The organism is Geodermatophilus ruber (assembly GCF_900114385.1).
GTDB classification, from domain to species: Bacteria; Actinomycetota; Actinomycetes; order Mycobacteriales; family Geodermatophilaceae; genus Geodermatophilus; species Geodermatophilus ruber.
Genome location: NZ_FOSW01000012.1, coordinates 44694 through 63688, shown reverse-complemented (window position 1 = coordinate 63688; position 18995 = coordinate 44694). Strand labels below are relative to the sequence as shown.

19 protein-coding genes are annotated in these 18995 nt (G+C 73.8%); 13 read left to right on the top strand and 6 right to left on the bottom strand.

The window, feature by feature from the left end; all coding sequences use genetic code 11:
• Positions 1-11 precede the first annotated feature (11 nt).
• The gene (locus BMZ50_RS24335; RefSeq protein WP_091327422.1) at positions 12-1160 is read right to left on the bottom strand and encodes a flavin reductase; all 1149 of its coding nucleotides are present in this window, start codon (positions 1158-1160) and stop codon (positions 12-14) included.
• A gap of 191 nt (positions 1161-1351) precedes the next feature.
• Between BMZ50_RS24335 and BMZ50_RS17750 the strand changes: the two genes are divergently transcribed.
• Genes BMZ50_RS17750 through BMZ50_RS17740 form a run of 3 tightly spaced genes read left to right on the top strand, consistent with a single transcriptional unit; the run spans position 1352 to position 3916 of the window.
• Positions 1352-2461, top strand: coding sequence for an LLM class flavin-dependent oxidoreductase (locus BMZ50_RS17750; protein WP_091327419.1), 1110 nt, complete (start codon positions 1352-1354; stop codon positions 2459-2461).
• Positions 2458-3042 (top strand): carboxymuconolactone decarboxylase family protein, encoded by a 585-nt coding sequence (locus BMZ50_RS17745; protein WP_091327415.1) that lies wholly within the window; start codon positions 2458-2460, stop codon positions 3040-3042. Before BMZ50_RS17750 ends, BMZ50_RS17745 begins: the two co-directional genes overlap by 4 nt.
• Positions 3032-3916 carry an NAD(P)-dependent oxidoreductase gene (locus BMZ50_RS17740; protein ID WP_091327411.1) on the top strand — a complete coding sequence of 295 codons (885 nt, stop codon included), beginning with the start codon at positions 3032-3034 and terminating at the stop codon, positions 3914-3916. The genes BMZ50_RS17745 and BMZ50_RS17740 overlap by 11 nt, the downstream gene beginning before the upstream one ends.
• 23 nt (positions 3917-3939) lie before the next feature.
• Here the strand turns inward: BMZ50_RS17740 and BMZ50_RS17735 are convergent, their stop codons facing one another.
• Positions 3940-5193 carry a PucR family transcriptional regulator gene (locus BMZ50_RS17735; RefSeq protein ID WP_091327406.1) on the bottom strand — a complete coding sequence of 418 codons (1254 nt, stop codon included), beginning with the start codon at positions 5191-5193 and terminating at the stop codon, positions 3940-3942.
• An 86-nt stretch (positions 5194-5279) separates the two neighbouring features.
• Here BMZ50_RS17735 and BMZ50_RS17730 point away from each other — a divergent pair, with 86 nt between their 5' ends.
• From BMZ50_RS17730 to BMZ50_RS17720, 3 genes are read left to right on the top strand one after another with little or no spacing between them, the layout of a single operon-like run.
• Positions 5280-6506 (top strand): FAD binding domain-containing protein, encoded by a 1227-nt coding sequence (locus tag BMZ50_RS17730; RefSeq protein WP_177212864.1) that lies wholly within the window; start codon positions 5280-5282, stop codon positions 6504-6506.
• Between the two features lie 58 nt (positions 6507-6564).
• Complete coding sequence (locus BMZ50_RS17725; protein ID WP_091327399.1) at positions 6565-7548, top strand: cyclase family protein; 984 nt, start codon at positions 6565-6567, stop codon at positions 7546-7548.
• On the top strand, positions 7545-8333 hold the full coding sequence (locus BMZ50_RS17720) for an SDR family NAD(P)-dependent oxidoreductase (RefSeq protein ID WP_218146323.1): 789 nt from the start codon (positions 7545-7547) through the stop codon (positions 8331-8333). The genes BMZ50_RS17725 and BMZ50_RS17720 overlap by 4 nt, the downstream gene beginning before the upstream one ends.
• 41 nt (positions 8334-8374) lie before the next feature.
• Here BMZ50_RS17720 and BMZ50_RS17715 read toward each other — a convergent pair whose 3' ends face one another.
• Genes BMZ50_RS17715 through BMZ50_RS17705 form a run of 3 tightly spaced genes read right to left on the bottom strand, consistent with a single transcriptional unit; the run spans position 8375 to position 11137 of the window.
• Positions 8375-9244: an EamA family transporter gene (locus BMZ50_RS17715; protein WP_091327396.1), complete on the bottom strand. Its 870-nt coding sequence runs from the start codon at positions 9242-9244 to the stop codon at positions 8375-8377.
• A gap of 19 nt (positions 9245-9263) precedes the next feature.
• Positions 9264-10118 carry an amidohydrolase family protein gene (locus tag BMZ50_RS17710; RefSeq protein WP_091327393.1) on the bottom strand — a complete coding sequence of 285 codons (855 nt, stop codon included), beginning with the start codon at positions 10116-10118 and terminating at the stop codon, positions 9264-9266.
• A 2-nt stretch (positions 10119-10120) separates the two neighbouring features.
• Positions 10121-11137: an LLM class flavin-dependent oxidoreductase gene (locus tag BMZ50_RS17705; protein ID WP_177212863.1), complete on the bottom strand. Its 1017-nt coding sequence runs from the start codon at positions 11135-11137 to the stop codon at positions 10121-10123.
• Between the two features lie 189 nt (positions 11138-11326).
• Between BMZ50_RS17705 and BMZ50_RS17700 the strand changes: the two genes are divergently transcribed.
• From BMZ50_RS17700 to BMZ50_RS17670, 7 genes are read left to right on the top strand one after another with little or no spacing between them, the layout of a single operon-like run.
• The gene (locus BMZ50_RS17700) at positions 11327-12580 is read left to right on the top strand and encodes an ABC transporter substrate-binding protein (RefSeq protein WP_091327387.1); all 1254 of its coding nucleotides are present in this window, start codon (positions 11327-11329) and stop codon (positions 12578-12580) included.
• Positions 12581-12631: 51 nt separating this feature from the next.
• Positions 12632-13489 (top strand): branched-chain amino acid ABC transporter permease, encoded by an 858-nt coding sequence (locus BMZ50_RS17695; protein WP_091327385.1) that lies wholly within the window; start codon positions 12632-12634, stop codon positions 13487-13489.
• Complete coding sequence (locus tag BMZ50_RS17690; RefSeq protein ID WP_091327382.1) at positions 13486-14541, top strand: branched-chain amino acid ABC transporter permease; 1056 nt, start codon at positions 13486-13488, stop codon at positions 14539-14541. Before BMZ50_RS17695 ends, BMZ50_RS17690 begins: the two co-directional genes overlap by 4 nt.
• The gene (locus BMZ50_RS17685; RefSeq protein WP_091327379.1) at positions 14538-15284 is read left to right on the top strand and encodes an ABC transporter ATP-binding protein; all 747 of its coding nucleotides are present in this window, start codon (positions 14538-14540) and stop codon (positions 15282-15284) included. Before BMZ50_RS17690 ends, BMZ50_RS17685 begins: the two co-directional genes overlap by 4 nt.
• Positions 15281-16021, top strand: coding sequence for an ABC transporter ATP-binding protein (locus BMZ50_RS17680; RefSeq protein WP_218146322.1), 741 nt, complete (start codon positions 15281-15283; stop codon positions 16019-16021). The genes BMZ50_RS17685 and BMZ50_RS17680 overlap by 4 nt, the downstream gene beginning before the upstream one ends.
• Positions 16022-16059: 38 nt before the next feature.
• Positions 16060-17058 (top strand): LLM class flavin-dependent oxidoreductase, encoded by a 999-nt coding sequence (locus BMZ50_RS17675; RefSeq protein ID WP_177212862.1) that lies wholly within the window; start codon positions 16060-16062, stop codon positions 17056-17058.
• Positions 17059-17108: 50 nt separating this feature from the next.
• Positions 17109-18032 (top strand): alpha/beta hydrolase, encoded by a 924-nt coding sequence (locus BMZ50_RS17670; protein ID WP_091327373.1) that lies wholly within the window; start codon positions 17109-17111, stop codon positions 18030-18032.
• A gap of 179 nt (positions 18033-18211) precedes the next feature.
• On the opposite strand, the gene BMZ50_RS17665 is transcribed toward BMZ50_RS17670, so the two are convergent.
• Positions 18212-18967, bottom strand: a complete 756-nt coding sequence (locus tag BMZ50_RS17665; RefSeq protein ID WP_091327370.1) for a hypothetical protein — start codon at positions 18965-18967, stop codon at positions 18212-18214.
• Positions 18968-18995 lie beyond the last annotated feature (28 nt).

Genomic DNA, 18995 nt, shown 5'->3' with positions numbered 1-18995 from the left:
CGGCGCCGGCCTCAGAGCCGCCCGCCGGTCTGCTCGAGGATCTGCCGCACCCGCTGCTTGGCCAGCTCCGTGTAGCGGTGGACCGCCGCCCGCGCGGCCGCGCCGTCGCCGCGTTCCAGGCCCTCGGTGATCCCACGCTGGGCCTCGATGAAGCGCTGCGAGGTCACCGGCGTGGCCCCGAAGCTGCGGGTCATGACGCTCCGGATGTGCAGCTGCGCGAACGCCGTGGTGAGCGGCGCGCTGCGTGCCAGCGCGACCAGCGTCTCGTGGAAGGCGTAGTTGGCGTCGAGGTAGCCGTCGAAGTCGACGAAACGGTCACCGACCAGCAGCGCCGCCATGGCCTCGAACCGGGCGCGCAGCGCGGCCAGCTCGTCGGCCGGCACCCGGCCGATGACCATGTCGACCACTCCCAGCTCGATGGCGCAGCGGGCGTCGAAGGTGGCGTCGGAGGTGCGGGTGTCGAACGGCACCACCACGTAGCCCCGGTCGGGGTCGCGGCGGACCAGCCCGTCGGCGGTCAGCCGGGTGAGGGCGTAGAACGCCGCCGGCTTGTCGACGTCGAGGGTGTAGGCGAGGTCGTCGAGGGAGAGGACCGCGTCGGGGGCGTAGGCCCGGTCGAGCACCTGCCGGCGGGCCCGCTGGTAGACCTCGTCGTCCCGGGTGAACTCGAACCGGCCGAACCCGCCGCGGAAGTAGGTCAGCGGGCTGCCCGGGGCCGCCTCGGCGTGCAGCACCCGGCCCAGGAAGACGGTGTGCGTGGCCGCCTGGACCTGCTCCACGACCTCGCACTCGATCCGGGCCAGGGCGTCGGCCAGGACCGGCAGGCCCAGCGCCCCCTCGACCACCCGGACGCCGGTGAACTTGTCGGCGGACGGGGTGGCGAACTGCTGGGCGAGGTGCCCCTGGCCCTGGCCGAGGACGTTGACGGCGTAGGCACCGGCCTCGACGACGGCGGCGCACGTCGTCGAGGTGGTGTTCAGGCAGGCCAGCATCATCGGCGGGCTCAGCGACAGCGAGGTCACCGAGCTCGCCGTCATGCCGAAGCTGCCCGCAGCCGTCCGGGTGGTCACCAGCGTCACGCCGCTGGCGAGATGGCCGACGACATGGCGGAAGGTCGCCGGATCGCACGCCGGGATGCCTGCGCTCGCCGAGGTCGCCACGCGGACCGTCCTTGGAGGCCGTTCGCACCCGGGACGCGGGCGCGGTCCGCCGAGTAGACCCGGGACGGGCCGCCCGCGGGATGGTGGAGGCCGTCATCCCGCGCCGGTGAACTTCACAGCCGCCGACACTGTCCTCGCGGCGCCCCCGCCCGAGACTGCGACGACCACCGGCCGCCGCAGAGGGGATCGTCGTGAGACTGGGCTACTTCGCGATGCCGATGCACCCGCGGGGCCGGGCGTGGGCCGACACGCTGCGCGAGGACCGGGAGGCGGTGATCCTCGCCGACCGGCTCGGCTTCCACGACGCCTTCATCGGGGAGCACCTCACCGACCGGCACGAGAACATCACCAACAGCCTGGTCTTCCTCGCCACGCTCGTCCCGGAGACCCGGCAGATCCGCCTTGCCACCGGGACCACCAACCTCTCGCACCTGCACCCCGCGCTGGTCGCGGTCCACGCCGCGATGTTCGACCACCTGTCCGGAGGGCGGTTCATCCTCGGGGTCAGCCCCGGCGCGCTGCCGTCGGACGCCGAGCTGCTCGGCATCCTGGACGAGGACCGCAACCAGCTGTTCGCCGAGGCGATCGACGTCATCACCGCGCTGTGGGAGCGCGACCCGCCCTACCGGATCGAGCTGCCCGGCAACCGGTTTCCCGTCACCACCGCCACCACCTACGACGACGAGGCCGGCGTCGGCATCGTGGGCCGGCCGCTGCAGCAGCCGCGGCCGGAGATCGTCGGCACCGTCGTCGCCCCCTTCTCGAAGGGCGTGGTGGCCATGGGGGCCCGCGACTTCCACCCCTTGTCGGCCAACTTCCTGCTCCCGCAGTGGGTGGCCACGCACTGGCCCAACTACGTGGAGGGCAAGCGGTCGGTGGGGGAGAGCGCCTCGCCCGCGGACTGGCGGATCGCCCGCACCGTGTTCGTCGCCGACGACGCGCGGGTGGCCGAGGCCTACGGGCGGGCCGACGCGCGGAGCCCGTACCGCTTCTACTACACGAAGATGGTCGCCAAGATGCGGTCGCTGGGCCGCCTCGGGTTGTTCAAGACCTCGCGGGAGCAGCCGGACGAGGCGGTCACCCTCGACGGCGTCCTCGACGACCTGGTCATCTGCGGCACCCCCGACGCGGTGGCCGAGCAGCTGCTGACCTTCCGCGAGCGGACCGGCGACTTCGGCGAACTGGTCTACGCCGGCCTCGACTGGGTCGATCCCGACCTGGCCCGCCGCTCGATGGAGCTGATGGCCACCAAGGTCATGCCGCAGATCGAGGACGCGCTCGGGACCGGCGGCGCCGCATGACCGGTGGGCCGGACCGGCTGCCGCTGCCACCCGAGGAGGAGCGCAGCGCCGCGCAGCGCGCCGCCGTCGCCGAGATCAGCGCGGGACCGCGCGGAGGGGTGATCGGGCCGTTCGCCCCGCTGCTGCGCAGCCCGGAGCTGATGACCCGGGTGCAGAAGGTGGGGGAGCACCTGCGGTTCGCCGGAGGGCTGTCCCGCCGGCTGTTCGAGATGGCGGTCCTGGTGGTCTCCCGCCACTGGGACCAGCAGTTCGAGTGGGGCCACCACCACCCGCTGGCGCTGGCGGCCGGCCTGGACCCGGCGATCGCCGACGCGATCGCCGAGAACCGGCGCCCCGCCCGGATGGACGCCGGGGCGGCCGCGGTCTGGGACCTGCTCGACGAGCTGCACCGGACCCGGGGCGTCTCGGACGGGACGTTCGACCGGGCGCTGGCCGAGCTGGGGGACGCCGGCCTCGTGGAGCTGGTCGTCACCGCGGGCTACTACACGACCCTGGCGATGGTCATGAACGTCGCCCGGACGCCGGTGCCCGAGGGCCCGCTGCTGCCCGACCTGCGCGTGGGGAGCCCCGATGGCCGGTGAGCCGGTCGGGTTCCTGGGGCTCGGCGTCATGGGCTCGGCCATGAGCGGGCACCTGCTCGCCGCCGGCGTCCCGGTCCTCGGCTTCGACGTCGACCCCGCCCGCCGGGCCGGGCACGCGGCGCGCGGCGGCGCGGTCTGCGCGAACCCGGCCGAGGTGGCGCGGGGCGCCGGGGTCGTGGTGACGTCGCTGCCCGGCGCGGCGGCGCTGCACGCCGTCCTCGACGGGGAGGGCGGCGTGGCTGCCGGCGCGCGCCCCGGCCTGGTCATCGTCGAGACGAGCACGCTGTCCCCGCAGGCCAAGCAGGAGGCCGCCGACCGGGCGCGGGCGTTCGGCGCCACGCTGCTGGACTGCCCGGTGAGCGGCACCGGCCAGCAGGCCCGCGACGGCGACCTGGTGGCCTACCTCAGCGGGGAGCCGGCGGCCAAGGAGCGGGCCCGGCCGGTGCTCGCCGCGTTCACCCGGGCGCAGCACGACCTCGGGGCGTTCGGCCAGGGCACCCGGATGAAGCTCGTGGCCAACCTGCTCGTCGCCGTCCACAACGCGGCGGCGGCCGAGGCGCTGCTGCTGGCCCAGCGGGCCGGGCTGGACCTGGGGGCGGTGCTGGCGGCGGTCGGGGACGGTGCCGGCAGCTCCCGGATGCTGCAGGTGCGCGGGCCGCTCATGGCCGCCGGGGAGTTCGCCGAGGCGACCGCGACCGTGGCCACCATGCAGAAGGACAACGCGCTGATCGCCGAGTTCGCCGCGAGCCTGGCCAGCCCGACGCCGCTGTTCTCGGCGAGCACCGTCCTGTACCAGGCGGCCGTCGCGCAGGACCGGCTGCGGGAGGACACCGCCTGCGTCTTCGGCGTCCTGCAGCGTCTGGCCGGCCAGTGACCCCCGGCGCCCCGGCCCGGCCGCTAGCCGGCGCCGGCGAGCAGCCGCTGCAGCCGGAGGGCGACCTGCAGCTCGGTGCGCCGCTCGGGGAGCGGGTGCCCGAGGTGCTCCTCGGCCCGGTGCAGCCGGTTGCGGACGGTGTGCTCGTGCAGCCCCAGGTGCTCGGCGGTGCCCACGTGGCTGCCCAGCCGGAACGAGGCCTCCAGCGTCTCCCGCAGCCGGCCCGCCTCGGGGGTGTCCTCGGCCAGCGGGCCCAGCTCGGCGCGCACGAACCGGCGGGCCCGCGCGGGGTCGCGCAGCAGCAGGATCTCCAGGGCGACGTCGGCGTGCCCGAGCACCCGCGGTGCGGCGGCGCGGCCCCACGCCGCCCGCACCCGCTCGACGTCCCGGGCCTGCTCGTGGGCCTCGCGGAAGCCGGCGAGACCGCGCAGCGGCTCGGACACCGAGGCCTCCATCCCCGCGTCGGCGAGGGCGGCGAGCAGGCGCCGGTGCATGCCCCCGGTCCAGCTCGGGACGGTCAGCCAGACCGCCGTCCGGCTCAGGTCCAGCGGGTGGACCAGGGTCTGCCGCACGCCGGTGCGGGCCCGCAGCCCGGTCATCAGGTTGCCGGCCGCGCCCTCGGCCACCGCCGGCAGGAGGACGACGACGTGCTCGCCGCCGAGGTCGTGGTCGAGCGTGATGAGGTCCGAGGGGGCCAGCGACGAGCGGTCGCCGCGCAGGATCTCCCGGACCAGCCCCTGCCGGACGTGCGCCCGCGTGCGGCTGAGCGCCTCGTCCACCCGCGCGTGGTTCTCCGCGACCAGCGAGGCGACGTGGTCCTGGTAGTCGAGGATCGCGGCGGTCAGGTCGGCCAGCGCCCGCACCGCCTCCGCGCGGGGGACGTCGCTCGCCTCGGCCACCTCCTGCAGGCGGTCGGCCCACGCCCGCCACATCTCGACGAAGCCGACCCGGTAGGAGCGCTGCAGGGCCGTCTGCGGGATGTGCAGCTCGGCCTGGACGCGGGCGAAGGCCAGCGGCTGCTCCAGGCGCACCGCCGCCAGCGGCAGCCGGCCGCAGAGCACCTGCTGCAGCAGGCGCAGGTTCTCCCGCACGCTCGCGCGCAGGTGCCCGGCGAACCCGTCGTCCTGCGCCAGGCCGGGGAAGGCCACCGCGATGTCGCGGGCCACGACCCGCTCGCACAGGGCGACCAGGTCGACGTCGGCGGCCATCTCCCGGACCCACCCGGGCAGCGGCGGCCTGCCGGGGGCGGTCAGCGCGGGGTCCGCGGCGTCGAGCACCGGGCTTCCTCCTCCACCGTCGGCGCCGCCGAGACGCTACACGTGACGCAGGCCACACTGCGGGCCGCCGGCGCGGGGGGCCGCTGGTGACCGGCCGGCTGCAGGCCGGGCGGCGGCTGCGCGTAGCCGTGCTCGGGGGCTCGCTCATCGGGCTGACGACCGCACTGGTGCTGCGCGACCTCGGCTGCGACGTCGACGTCCATGAGCGCTCGCGGGTGCCCCTGGAGGGCCGCGGCGTCGGCATCGTGCTGCACCCGACGACGGTGCGGTACCTGCTGGAGCACCGGCTGCTCGACCTCTCCGCGGTGAGCACGACGGCCGCCCACCACCGGTACCTCGCCGAGGACGGCTCGGTGCTCACCGAGGCCGCCCGGCGGCACCACTTCACCAGCTACAACACCCTCTACGGCACGCTCCTGCGCGCCGTGGACCCCGACCGCTACCACCTCGACGCCGAGGCGACCGGCATCCGGCAGACCGCCGACGAGGTGGGGATCGCCTTCGCCGACGGCCGCTCCGCGACCTGCGACCTGCTCGTCGGGGCCGACGGCATCTCCTCCTTCACCCGCCGCACGATGCTGCCCGACGTCCGGCCCCGCTACGGCGGCTACGTGGCCTGGCGGGCGGTCGTCGACGAGCGGGAGCTGAGCCCCGCGACCTTCGCCGCGCTGGACGACTCGCTCACCTACTTCGTCCGGCCCGGCACCCACGCGCTGACCTACCCGATCCCGCACTACGACGGCGCGGTCGAGCCGGGCCGCCGGCTGATGAACCTGGTCTGGTACCGCAACGTGCCCGACGGCGAGCCGCTGGCCGACCTGCTCACCGACCGCTCCGGCCGGCGCCGCGAGGTGTCCCTGCCGCCGGGCGCGGTGCGCGAGGAGCACCTGGCCGACTTCGCCGCCACCGCGGCCGCCCGGCTGCCGCCCCCGCTGGCCGAGGTCGCGGAGAAGAGCCCGGCCCCCTTCCTCCAGGTGATGGTCGACGTCGACGTGCCACGGATGGCCTTCGAGCGGGTCGCGCTCGTCGGTGACGCGGCCTTCGCCGTCCGCCCGCATGCGGCCGCCGCGACCGCCAAGGGCGCCGACGACGTGTGGGCGCTCGCGGCGGCGCTGGTCCGCGCCGGCGGCGACGTCCGCGAGGCCCTGCGGCTCTGGGAGCCGGCCCAGCTCGATCTCGGTCGCGCGCTGCTCGCGCGCACCCGGGACCTGGGGGAGGGGGCCCAGTTCCGCAGCGACTGGGTGCCCGGCGACCCCTCGCTCACGTTCGGTCTCCGCACGCCCGGCGACTCGGCGGACATGCGCGTCCGGTGAGGCCCGCCACCCCGCGTCCCGGCCCGGGACGCGGCCACCCACCGGTTCAGGAGGAACCATGGTCAGCTCGCCGGTCGATGAGGTGCCCTTCCGCGGGGACGACGTCATCCGCGACTACATCGCGAAGTTCTCGAACTGGGGCCGCTGGGGGGCCGAGGACCAGCTCGGTGCGCTCAACCACGTCGGCCCGGAGCAGGTCACCGCGGCCGCCGCGCTGGTGCGCCAGGGCAAGGTCATCTCGATGGGGCTGCCGCTGGACCTCGACGGGCCGCAGTCGGGCGGCTTCCGGGCCAACCCGCTGAACATGATGACGGCGACGGGCACCGACTACCTGGCCGGCAAGCAGGACCCGCTGCCCGGTGGCTTCGGCCCGTCCAAGGGGTTCGGCTTCTCCGACGACGTGCTGGTCACCCCCAACCAGTCCGGCAGCCAGTGGGACGGCCTGGCGCACATCTTCTGGAAGGGGCAGATGTACAACGGCTTCGACGCCGGCAACGTCACCGCCAAGGGGGCGGCCACCTGCGGCATCGAGGTCGCCCGGAGCAAGTTCGTCATGCGCGGGGTGCTGCTGGACGTGGCCCGGCACAAGGGCGTGGACTGCCTCGAGCCCGGCTACGCGATCACGGTCGAGGACCTCGACGCCACCGCCGCCGCGGAGGGCGTGGAGATCCGCACCGGCGACGCGCTGATCGTGCGCACCGGGATGACCGAGACCCGGCGCGGGAACTGGGGGGACTACAACGGCGGGCCGGCGCCCGGCCTGTCGCTGCACACCGCGCCCTGGCTCTACGAGCACGACGTCGCGGCGATCGCCACCGACACCTGGGGCTGCGAGGTCCGGCCCAACGAGGTCGACCTGTTCCAGCCGCTGCACGTCGTGGCCCTGGTGCACATGGGGATCCCGTTCGGCGAGATCTGGGACCTGCAGGCGATCGGCGAGGACTGCGCCGCCGACGGCGTCCACGAGTTCCTGCTGTCGGCGGCCCCGCTGCCCATCACCGGGGCCGCCGGCTCGCCGATGAACGCGATCGCGGTCAAGTGAGCGCACCGGAGCTGACCGGGTCGGTCGCCGCGGTGACCGGCGCGGGCACCGGGATCGGGCGGGAGATCTCCCTGCGGCTGGCCGCCGAGGGCGCCGACGTCGTGCTGACCGGCCGCTCGACCGATGCGATGGAGGAACTCGCCGGCCGGGTCCGGGCCGGCGGGCGGCGGGCGCTGGTCGTCCCGCTGGACCTGCGCGACCCGGACTCGATCACCGCGGCGGCCAAGGCGGCCGACGCGGAGTTCGGCCGGGTCGACGTGCTGGTCAACAACAGCGGTGTGGGCGGGCCGAGCGCGCCGCTGGTGGAGATGCCGCTCGACGAGTGGGAGGACACCTTCCGGGTCAACGTGACCGGGACGATGCTGGCCTGCAAGGCGTTCCTCCCGGGGATGATCGCCCGCGGCTCCGGGTCGGTCGTGGTCATCGGCTCGGTCACCGGCAAGCGGCCGCTGGTGAACCGGACCCCCTACGCCGCGTCCAAGACGGCCCTCATCGGCCTCGTGCGCACCCTCGCCTGGGAGCTGGGCCCCTCCGGGGTGCGGGTCAACCTGGTCTCCCCGGGCGGGGTGGAGGGGCCCCGGATCGACTGGGTGCTCGAGCAGCAGGCCCGGGCCCGGGGCATCACCGTCGAGGAGGCCCGGGCGGACTTCGCGGGCGGTTCGCCGCTGCAGCGGCTGGTCCGCCCGCGCGACGTCGCCGAGGCGGTCGCGTTCCTCGCCTCACCGCGGGCCGCGGCGATCACGGGGGAGGACCTCAACGTGTCCAACGGGCTGGTCATGTACTGACTGCGCGGGGCCGTTGTGGCCACACCGGCCCCCCGGCGCCGTCAGCCGGCGGCCAGCAGCACGACACCGCCCGTGGCCGCGACCAGGCCGATCTGCTGGCCAGGGCCCAGCCGCTCGCGCAGCAGGCCGACCGCCAGCGCCACCGTCACCAGCGGCGACAGGGTGGCCAGCACCGAGACCACGCTGACCAGCCCGGCGGAGACGGCGCCGGCGAAGGTCAGGACGCCGGCGAGGACCAGCAGCCCGTTGACGGTCACCGGCAGGACCGCCGACCGCGGCAGTCGCACCGGCGCCCGGCGGACCAGCGGCACGGCGAGGACGGTGAGCAGCAGCGTGACCCGGCTGGTCAGCACCGCCCACAGCCCTCCGTCCGTGCCGGCGTCGCCGGCCGCGACCGCCTCCGCGAACAGGCTGAGGAACACGCCGTAGAGCAGCGCCCACGCCCCGGCCAGCCACAGCCCGAGCACCCGGTGGCCGCCGGGCGGATCGGCGCCGGAGCCGCCCCGCTGGCCCGCCGCGACGAGGGCGACGCCGACGAGCGCGAGCGGGATCCCGGCCAGCTGCCACAGGGCCGGGCGCTCCCCGAGCAGCAGGGCGACCACGACCGGGACCGCGCCCCCGGACGCCCCGATCGGTGCCATCACGCTCAGCCGCAGGTGGCGCGCGCACTCGAACATCGCCGAGAGCGCCAGCCCGTTGGCGACCCCGGCGAGCAGGCCGAGCACGAGGGCACGGCCGGCCGGGGGCGCCGGGCCCAGGGCGACCACGAGCGCACCGGCGGCCACGACGGCGGCCACCTGCCCGACCGCGAGCACCGCGGCCGCCCCGTGGCTGCGGCCGAGCACGGGCCCCAGGTAGGCCGCCGTCCCGAACAGCAGGGCGGTCAGCAGCCCGAGGAGGACGGCGGCCACCGCCGTTCCTCCCTTCCGGTCAGACCGGCCAGCCCAGCCAGCGCAGCACGCTGCCGCCCAGGACCGCATCCAGGTCGGCCGCGGACAGGAAGTCGAGGTCCTCGCGGAAGAGCCGGACCAGGTCGGCGTAGGGCCCGCGCAGCCGGGAGAGGTCCGACCCCCAGAACAGCCGCTCCGGACCGAAGGCGTCGAACAGCCGGCGCAGGTGCGGGTGCATCGCCGGCCACGGGTAGTCCTCGGTGCTGTAGCAGGGCAGCGCGGTGAGCTTGACCGAGACGTTGGGCAGCCCGGCCAGCCCGGCCAGCTCGGCGATCTCCGGTGCGGCCGCCCCGTCGGTCGCCTCCCCGGTGAGCCCGAGGTGGTCGACGGCCAGCCGCAGCCCGGGGTGCCGCTTCGCCACGTCGCCGAGCGCGTCGAGCTGACCGGAGGCGAGCAGCATCACCGGGACGTCCTCGTCCTCGGCGAAGGACCACAGCCACTCCGCGGCCGGGTCCTCCACCCGCCCGGCGTCGGCCGGGAGGAAGACCAGGCGGACGCCGGCGACGACCGGGTCGCGCAGCAGCTCCCGCACCGGGCCGGGATCGCCGGTGCGCAGGTCCACCCGGGCCATGACCCGGAAGGCGTCCGGGAACTCCGCGGCGCAGGCCACCGCGTAGTCGTTGCGGTAGCCCTCGAAGAACGGCGGCACGAGGACGGCGCGGTCCACGCCCGCCGCCCGCATCTCGGCGCGCAGACCGGGGCCGTTGATCGGCTCGTGGCGGTGCATCGACCGCGCGCGCTCGGCCCCACCGGCCGGCCAGGGCCGGTCCGGCCCCTCGGGCAGCCAGACGTGCACCTGCGCGTCGACGACGGGGGAGGGGGCGTCGGCGGTCATGGTCACAGCTCCCGGACCACGGGCAGGACCTCCCGGGCGAGCAGGTCCAGCGAGGACATGATCCGCTCGTGCGGCAGGCCGCCCAGGTGCACGAACAGCATGACGCGCTCGATGCCGAGCTCCCGGATGTCGCGCAACCGCGAGATCACCGTCTCGGGCGAGCCGAACAGGGCGCTGTCGCGCAGGTCGGTATCGAGGTCGAAGGGGCTGCGGCCGCCCGGGTCGCTGCCGGACCGCGCCCGGCGGAGCCGGTCGGCGTAGCCGAGGAAGTCCTTGTAGGGCCCTTCGGCCTCGGCCCACGCCTGCTCGTCGGTCGCGGCCACGTGCGCGGCCCGCGCCAGGTAGGCCCGGCCGCCGGCCGGCCCGAGCCCGGCGCCGGCCAGCGCCTCGCCGTAGCGCTTCATCTGGGCCGCGGTGACGGTCAGCGAGGTGCCCTGGGGGAGCAGCACGCCGTAGCCCTCGGCCGCGCAGATCGCCAGGCCGTCGGGGCTGTCGGTGGCCACCCACAGGGGTGGGTGCGGACGCTGGACCGGCCGCGGCTGCGGTGCGGCGTCCTCGAAGGACCAGTAGGTCCCCGTGTGCGACACGGGGCCGTCGGCGGTCCAGACCCGGCGCAGGACGTCGAGCGCCTCGGTGAAGCGGTCGTGCTTCTCGGCGATGTCGACGCCGAACCCGCGGAACTCGCCCGGCTGGTACCCGCGGCCGATGCCCAGGTCGAGGCGCCCCCCGCTGAGCTGGTCGACGGTCGCGGCGGCCTCGGCGACGCGCAGCGGGTGGTGCAGCGGGAGGACGGTGACGGCCGTGCCCAGCCGGACCGAGCCGGTCCGGGCCGCCAGGTGGGCGAGCACAGCGAGGCTGTCGGACACGATCCCGTGCCGGCTGAAGTGGTGCTCGGTCAGCCAGATCGAGTCGAAGCCGAGGTCGTCGGCGGCGCAGGCCTGGGCGGTCGCCTGCTCGTAGCGCTCCCGCTGGTCGCTGCCCTCGGGCCACTGGATCGAGTGGAACAGGCCGATCTGCATGCGTTCCTCGCCTCGTCCGCAGGGCCGGGTGAGCGGGGGCCGGTGAGCCATGCAACAGCAGGCCGCGCGCGCCGTGCTTGTGCCGACCCCCAAGTTCCCCCGCCCGCTTTGTGTGGCCCTTCACGAGACGTGCGTCACGTCCGCGCCCCTAGGGTGCCCGCCAGCTGGCTGGGCAGGGGAGGCGATCACATGCGGGGAAAGTCGGTGGGCGTGGCGGGGGCGGTGCTCCTGCTGACCGCGTGCGGCGGCACGGTGGCCGGCGGGGGCGGCGGTGGCGGGGGCGGCTCCGACGAACCGGTCCGGATCGGGGTGATCACCGGCCTCACCGGTGCCTACGTCCAGCTGGGGGAGGAGCAGCGCAACGGCGCGGAGCTGGCCGTCGAGCAGCTGGGCGGGCAGATCGGGGATCGGCCCATCGAGCTGATCGTCCGCGACGACCAGCTCAAGCCCGACGTCGCCCTGCGGGAGGCCCAGGCGCTGGTCCAGGAGGAGCAGGTCGACTACCTGACCGGGTGCGTCTCCGCGGCCACGACGCTGGCGGTCAACCAGATCGCGACGCAGGCGGGGGTGCCCTACATCGGCACCTGCCAGACCGAGCAGCTCAACCGGCCGCCGAACTACGACGCGGACCTCACGTACCACCTGGCGCCGACCCCGTCCCAGGCGATCAACGCCGGCTCGCCGTTCATCTGCGACCAGCTGGGCCGCAGCGTCTTCCTGCTCATGCCCGACTACGCCTTCGGCCACGAGCAGGAGGCGGCCTACAAGCAGGCGATCCCCGAGCAGGCCGGGTGCACCGTGGTCGGCACGGCCTACTTCCCGCTCGGCACGACCGACTTCAACCCCTACATCCCTACGATCGAGGGATCCGGGGCCGAGGTCCTGGTCTTCGGCGGCGCCGGCCGCGACCAGGTCAGCTTCCTGCGCCAGGTCGACCAGTTCGGCCTCACCGACCGGTTCCGCACGTTCCTGAGCATCGAGGACCTCAGCTTCGACCAGGAGCTCGGCTTCGACCTCATCGACGGCACCTGGGCGATGGCGGCCTTCTACTGGAACGTCGAGGACGAGGGCGTGCAGGAGTACGTGGACGCCTACCGCGAGGCCTACGGCGCCCCGCCGGGCGGCTACGGCGTCTACCTGTGGAACGCGATCAACCTGATCGCTGCGTCGATCGAGGACGGCGCGGAGACGCCCGAGGAGTTCCGCGAGTTCATGGAGGGCAAGGAGGTCAGCCTGGCCCAGGGCGAGATGACCATCCGCGCCTGCGACCACCAGGCCCTGGCGCCGATCGTCATCCTCGAGGGGCTGGCGGCCGACGAGGCGGAGAGCCGGGGCGGGGACGGCCAGTGGGGCTACCGCGAGGTGGTCGAGACCCTGCCGGGGAGCGAGGACTACGCCCCCACGTGCGAGGAGGTCCAGACGGAGTTCCAGCGGGCCGGCTGAGGCAGCGGCAGCCGGATCCGGCCCGGACCATCCCTGCCAGGAAGGGTTCCCATGGGCCAGTTGATCTCCCAGATCGTCCTGGGTCTGGTCAGCGGTGCGCTGCTCGTGCTGCTCGCGCTGGGGCTGAACCTGATCTTCGGGCTCCTGGAGTTCATCAACTTCTCCCACGGCGCCCTCTACATGGTCGGGGCCTACGTCGCCTCCTACCTGGCGGTGGCCACCGGCAGCCTCTGGCCCGCCCTGCTCGTCGTGCCGGTCGTCATGGCGCTGCTGGGTGCGGGGCTGGAGCGCACGATCATCCGGCCGATGTACGGGCGGGACCAGGTCGACGCGCTCCTGCTGACCTTCGGGCTGACCTACGTGCTCATCGAGGGCGTCCGGATGATCGCCGGCTCCGGCGGGCGGCGCGTGTCGACGCCGGAGCTGCTCCGCTTCCAGGTCGACCTCGGCATCGTCCGGCTCCCCGCCTACCTGCTCTTCGTGGTCGTGGTGGTGGGGCTCGTCGTGGCGGGGCTGCACCTGTTCCTGCGGCGCACCGACGTCGGGCTCATCGTGCGGGCCGGGATCCGCGACCACGTCATGATCCGCGCGCTGGGCGTGCCCTTCGACCGGTACCGCACGCTGGTCTTCGCCCTCGGGGTGGCCGTGGCCGGCATCGCCGGCGTCCTCACCGGGCCGATCACCGGCGTCTACCCGGAGATGGGGGCCGACATCCTCATCCTGGCCTTCGTCGTCGTGGTGGTGGGCGGCATGGGCAGCTTCTGGGGCGCGGTCGTCGCCGGGCTGCTCATCGGCGTCGTCGTCTCGCTGACCACGCTGTACGCCAGCGTCTACGCGGGCATCGTCCCGTTCGTCCTGATGATCCTCGTGATGACCTTCCGGCCACGCGGCCTGCTGGGGGCGACATGACGCACCTGACCACCCCGTCGGCCACGGACGGCACCCCGACCGCCGGCGAGGCCGCGGTCACCGTCGCCCGCCTCTCCGGCGCGGCGCCGGCCCGCTGGACCTGGGGGCAGCTGGGCCTGCTGGTCGTGCTCGCCGTGGTCGTGCTCTTCACCGTGCCGAACCCGAGCCTGGCGATCGGGATGCTCATCTACGGGTTGTGGGCCGCCGGGCTCAACCTGCTCGTCGGCTACGGCGGGCTGGTCTCCTTCGGGCACGCGCTCCCGTTCGCCTGGGGCGGGTACGCCGCGGGGCTGACCCTGCTGCACGTGAGCAGCAGCGCCTGGCTGGCCCTGCTCGTCGCGGTGGTGAGCATGGCCGTGCTCTCGGCCCTGGTCGGCGCGGTCTGCCTGCGGCGCACCGAGGTCTACTTCTCCATGCTGACGCTGGCCTTCGCCCAGCTCGGCTTCTTCATCGCCCTGCAGTGGGACGACCTGACCGGTGGGGACGACGGCCTCGCCGGCATCCCCGTCCCGACCCTCTGGCTGCCCGGGACGACGGTGGAGCTCAACGCGCTGCGCGACCCGCTGACGTTCTTCGTGGTCACCGCCGTGCTGGTGCTCGTGGTCTTCGCCGGGCTGATCCTCTACACCGAGTCGCCGATGGGACGGGTCCTGCAGGCCATCCGGGAGAGCGAGGAGCGGGCCCGGGGCTGCGGCTACAGCACCCGGCTGGTGCAGCTGGCCACCTTCGTCGTCGCCGGGGCCGTCGCCGGGCTGGCCGGCGGGCTGTTCGCGATGCTCAACAACTTCGTCGGCCTGCAGCCGTACTGGCTGCTGTCCGGCGTCGTCCTGATCATGGTCATCCTCGGCGGCCGGTCCTCGCTGTTCGGCCCGTTCCTGGGTGCCGTGGTCTACCTGCTGCTGGAGAGCACGCTGAGCCGCTACTTCGCCTCCTGGCAGCTGATCGTGGGGGCGATCTTCGTGATCTGCGTGCTGGCGTTCCCGCAGGGGCTGTGGGGGCTGCTCACCCAGACGCTGCCCGGGCTGTTCCGGAAGCGGCGGAGGACGCGATGACCGAGCCCATCCTGACCGCGGCGGGGCTGGACCGGTCCTTCGGCGGCATCCACGCGGTCAACGACGTCTCGCTGGAGATCCCGCAGGGTGCCCTGCACGCGATCATCGGCCCGAACGGCTCGGGCAAGACGACGCTGTTCAACCTGATCACCGGGCACACCCGGCCGAGCGCGGGGCGCGTGCGGTTCGCCGGCGAGGACATCACCGGCATGCCGTACTCGAAGGTGGCCCGCAAGGGACTCGCGAAGTCCTACCAGATCACCACGGTGTTCCCGCTGCTCACCGTCTTCGAGAACGTGCGCATCGCCGCCCAGGCGGCGGCCCACTCCTACGTGTTCTGGCGGCCGGCCGACGGCATCCGGGCCGTGGTCGCGCACACCGAGGAGGTCCTGGAGCGGATCGGCCTGGCGGGGGAGCGGGACGTGATCGCCAGCAACCTCTCCCACGGCGACCAGCGCCGGCTCGACCTGGGGATCGCGCTGGCCACCTCGCCGCGGTTGCTGCTGCTCGACGAGCCGACGGCGGGCATGAGCCCCTCGGAGACGGCGGCGACGGTCGAGCTGGTCAAGGAGCTCAACCGGGACGTCACCATCCTCATGATCGAGCACAAGATGGACGTGATCCTCAGCATCGCCGACCGGATCACCGTGCTGCACCAGGGCGAGAAGCTCTTCGAGGGCGCACCGGAGGACGTGAAGTCGCACCCGCGGGTGCAAGAGGTCTATCTGACGGGGACGCTGTGAGCGCCGCCGTGCGGGCGGAGCCCCGGCCGCTGCTCGAGCTGGACGGCGTGCAGGCGTACTACGGCCTCGCGCACGTGCTGCAGGGCGTGTCGCTCACCGTGGGACCGGGCGAGCTGGTCGCGCTGCTCGGCCGCAACGGCGCGGGCAAGACCACGACGGTCCGCTCGATCATGGGGCTGGTCTCCGTGCGGGGCGGGCGCATCCGCTGCGACGGGCGCGACGTCGTCGGGCTGCCGGCCGAGCAGGTGGCCCGGGCCGGCGTGGGATACGTGCCCGAGGACCGCCGGATGTTCCCCGGCCTGACCGTGCGGGAGAACTTCCGCCTGGCCGCGCTCGGCTCGCGGCGGCCCCGGCCGCAGCAGCAGGCCGCGGTGCGCCGGGTGCTCGAGGTGTTCCCGCAGCTGGAACCGCACCTGGACCGCGACGCCTCCCGGCTCTCGGGCGGGCAGCAGCAGATGGTGGCGGTGGGCCGGGCGCTCATCTGCGGGCAGAAGCTGCTGCTCGTCGACGAGATCACCCAGGGCCTGGCCCCCAACATCGCAGCCGACCTCGGCCGGATGCTGCGCCGGGTCGCCGACGAGGGGCTCGGCGTGCTCCTCGTGGAGCAGAACAGCCAGATGGCGCTGGAGCTGGCCGACCGGGTCTTCGTGCTGGACCAGGGGGTCGTCGTCCATTCCGGCGATGCGGCGGCGCTGCGCGCCGACCCCACCTGGATGGCGCAGCACCTGCAGCTGTGACCCCGCGGGCCGCGAGCCCGCGAGAGAGGACGGTGCCCGTGGCGCAGCTCGGCGTCGCGCTGCTCACCTTCGCGCCCGCGCGCACCCGTGAGTTCGTGGACCTCGCCCGGTGCGCCGAGCAGCTGGGCTACGACGCCTGCTTCACGACCGAGTCGCTGACCGACACGCTCTCGATCGACCTGGCCATCCTGCTGGGCACCTCGCGGATCCGGGTCGGCAGCTACGTCACGGTCAGCTACCTGCGGCACCCGGTCATCGCCGCGCAGATGGCCGTGACCGCCTCCGACCTCTCCGGCGGGCGCTTCGTCCTCGGCGTCGGTCTGGGCCACCCGATGCGGCTGCGCGCCCTGGGGGTGCCCGTCGGCCGGCCGTCGGTCGACCTGCCCGCCTACGTCCGCGACGTGAAGGCGGTGCTGTCCGGCCGGGGCCGCCAGCGCTACCCCGACCTGCCGCCGCAGACCTACCGGGACCAGCTCCTCGACTTCCGCAGACCGGAGTACCCGGTGCCGGTGTACACCGCCGCGGTGGGGGCGCGGATGGCGGAGGCCGGTGCCGCCGTCTCGGACGGGGTGATGGCCTGGCTGGTCCCGAGGTCGGGGGTCGGCGCGCTGGCGGCCGCCACGGCGCGGGCCGGGGAACGCACCGGCCGGCCCGCCCCGCCGGTGGAGGTCACCGTGCACGCCTTCGTCACCGACGACCTCGCGGCCGCGCGGGAGGCCGCCCGGGCGGCCCTCTCGTACTGGGTCGGGCTGCCCGCCTACAACCGCGCCCTGGCCGCGGCCGGCCACGAGGCCGAGGCGGCGGCGATCGCCGCCGCGTTCGCCGCCGACGACCGGGCGGGGTTGCGCGCGGCCGTCTCCGACCGGCTGATCGACGAGTACTGCCTGGTGGGCCCGCCGGGCCGGTGCCGGGAGCAGCTGGTGGGCTGGCACGGCACGGAGGCGGCGACGGTCGCCGTCGTGCCGCACCCGGTCGCGGCGGAGGAGACGTACGTGGCCGGCGTCCGCCGCACGGTGGTGGCGCTCGCCCCGACCTGACGGCCGCCGGTGGCCGGCGGTGAACAGCGATCAGCGAAGGAGGCAGTCCCATGCCCGAGAACTTCGAGTTCACCAGCGAGGGCACCACGGTCCGCGGGCACCTGTACCTGCCCGAGGGCTCGGGTCCGTTCCCGCTCGTGGTGATGGCCGGCGGGTGGTGCTACGTCAAGGAGCTGGTCCAGCCCACCTACGCACGCGCCTTCGTGGACCAGGGCTGCGCGGCTCTGGTGTTCGACTACCGGAACCTCGGCGAGAGCGACGGAAGCCCGCGCCAGCACCTGGACCCGTGGCGGCAGATCGAGGACTACCGGAACGCGATCAGCTATGCGGAGACCCTCGAGGTGGTGGACCGCAACCGCATCGGCGTGTGGGGCATCTCCTACAGCGGGGGCCACGCGCTCGTCGTGGGCGCGACCGACCCCCGAGTGCGGGCGATCGTCTCGACCATCCCGGTGGTGGACGGCTGGCGGACGATGGAGCGGGTGCACGGAGCACTCGGCTTCCGCCGGCTGCGGGAGCTGGTCCTCGCCGACCGCCGGTCGCGCTTCGGCTCCGGCGAGCACGGCAGGATCCCCATGTCCAGCAAGGACCCGGCGGCGGAGCCGTGCGTCTGGCCGTTCCCCGAGGTCACCTCCGGCTTCGAGGCGCTGAAGGCGACCGACGCCCCCAACCACGAACACTGGAACACCGTGCAGTCGGTGGAGCTGCTCTGGAACTACACGGTCTTCCCCTACGTGGGCCGGATCCTGGACACCCCGACGCTGATGATCGTCGCGGAGAACGACGACATCACCTCCTGGGACCTGGAGATCGACGCCTTCCACCGGATCCCCACGACGAAGAAGGAGCTCTTCGTCATGAACGACACGTCGCACATGGTCCTGTACACGAACAAGAGCCACCTGGAGCTGGCCGCCGAGCGGGGTGCCCGCTTCCTCGGCGAGCAGCTCGTCGCCTCTGCCCGCCAACCGTGAGCCGATGAGCGGGCTGCGGCGACGGACCGATCCTGCGCGCCGCCGACGCGACGGGGCCGGGAGCTGGTGCCGCGGCTGCGAACGCTCCCGGGTCGGTGACACGTCACCGAGCCCGAGCTCCGCGAGGTGATCCGCCGAGCCGAGACCCATCAAGAGGGCGAAGGTGGCGTGACCCGGCACTAGAACACCAGCAGCAGCGAGCCGTACAGGAGGACCGCGATCAGGAAGGCGGCATAGGAGTTGTCGTGGCTCTCCGAGAACTCGTCCTGAATGACCATCAGCACGGCGCCGCCCGCTACGAACGAGACCAGCATGGCCAGCACCGGTGGGGCGATCTCGACCTGCGTGCTGAGGATCCATCCGACAAGGAAGGCGCCGCTCAGGATCCATCTGCCGATCCGGTGGTAGGCCGAGCGGTGCATCTCCAGCAGGTGGAAGTCGATCACCAGGAAATGCATCGTCATGGCGAAGGCGAAGATGAGGAGGCCGGACACGCTGGTGATCTGGCCCATCAGGTAGCCCAGCAGGATCTTGTACAGCGACATGCCGAACATGTGCACCCAGAAGTGCACCCGACGCTCCGCCCCGTCGCTGGGCCCGTGGGCGACGGGGCGTTCGAACCCTCTCTCCAGCCCGTAGAAGAACGTGAACCCCACCAGCAGGGGAAGAAAGGGGTTCTGCGCGCCCCAGGCGGAGAGCGCCTCGAGCCACCCGGAGAACCTCACGACATAGGGCTCGTCCGGATGCAGCACCTCGTCAGCGAGGTGCGTGATCTCGGGCAACAGCTGCAGGAAGATGTAGGTGATGGAGATGCCGTCGGCGAACGGCAGCCAGTACCTCGAGTCGATGTACCTGCCGGGGTGGACGTAGGGCGACCAGACGTGCAGGAACGTCAGCGGCAGGCCGATCGCCAGGGTGAGGGAGAGGTTCAGCACGTCGTGGCTCCGTCGCCCATGCTGCGTG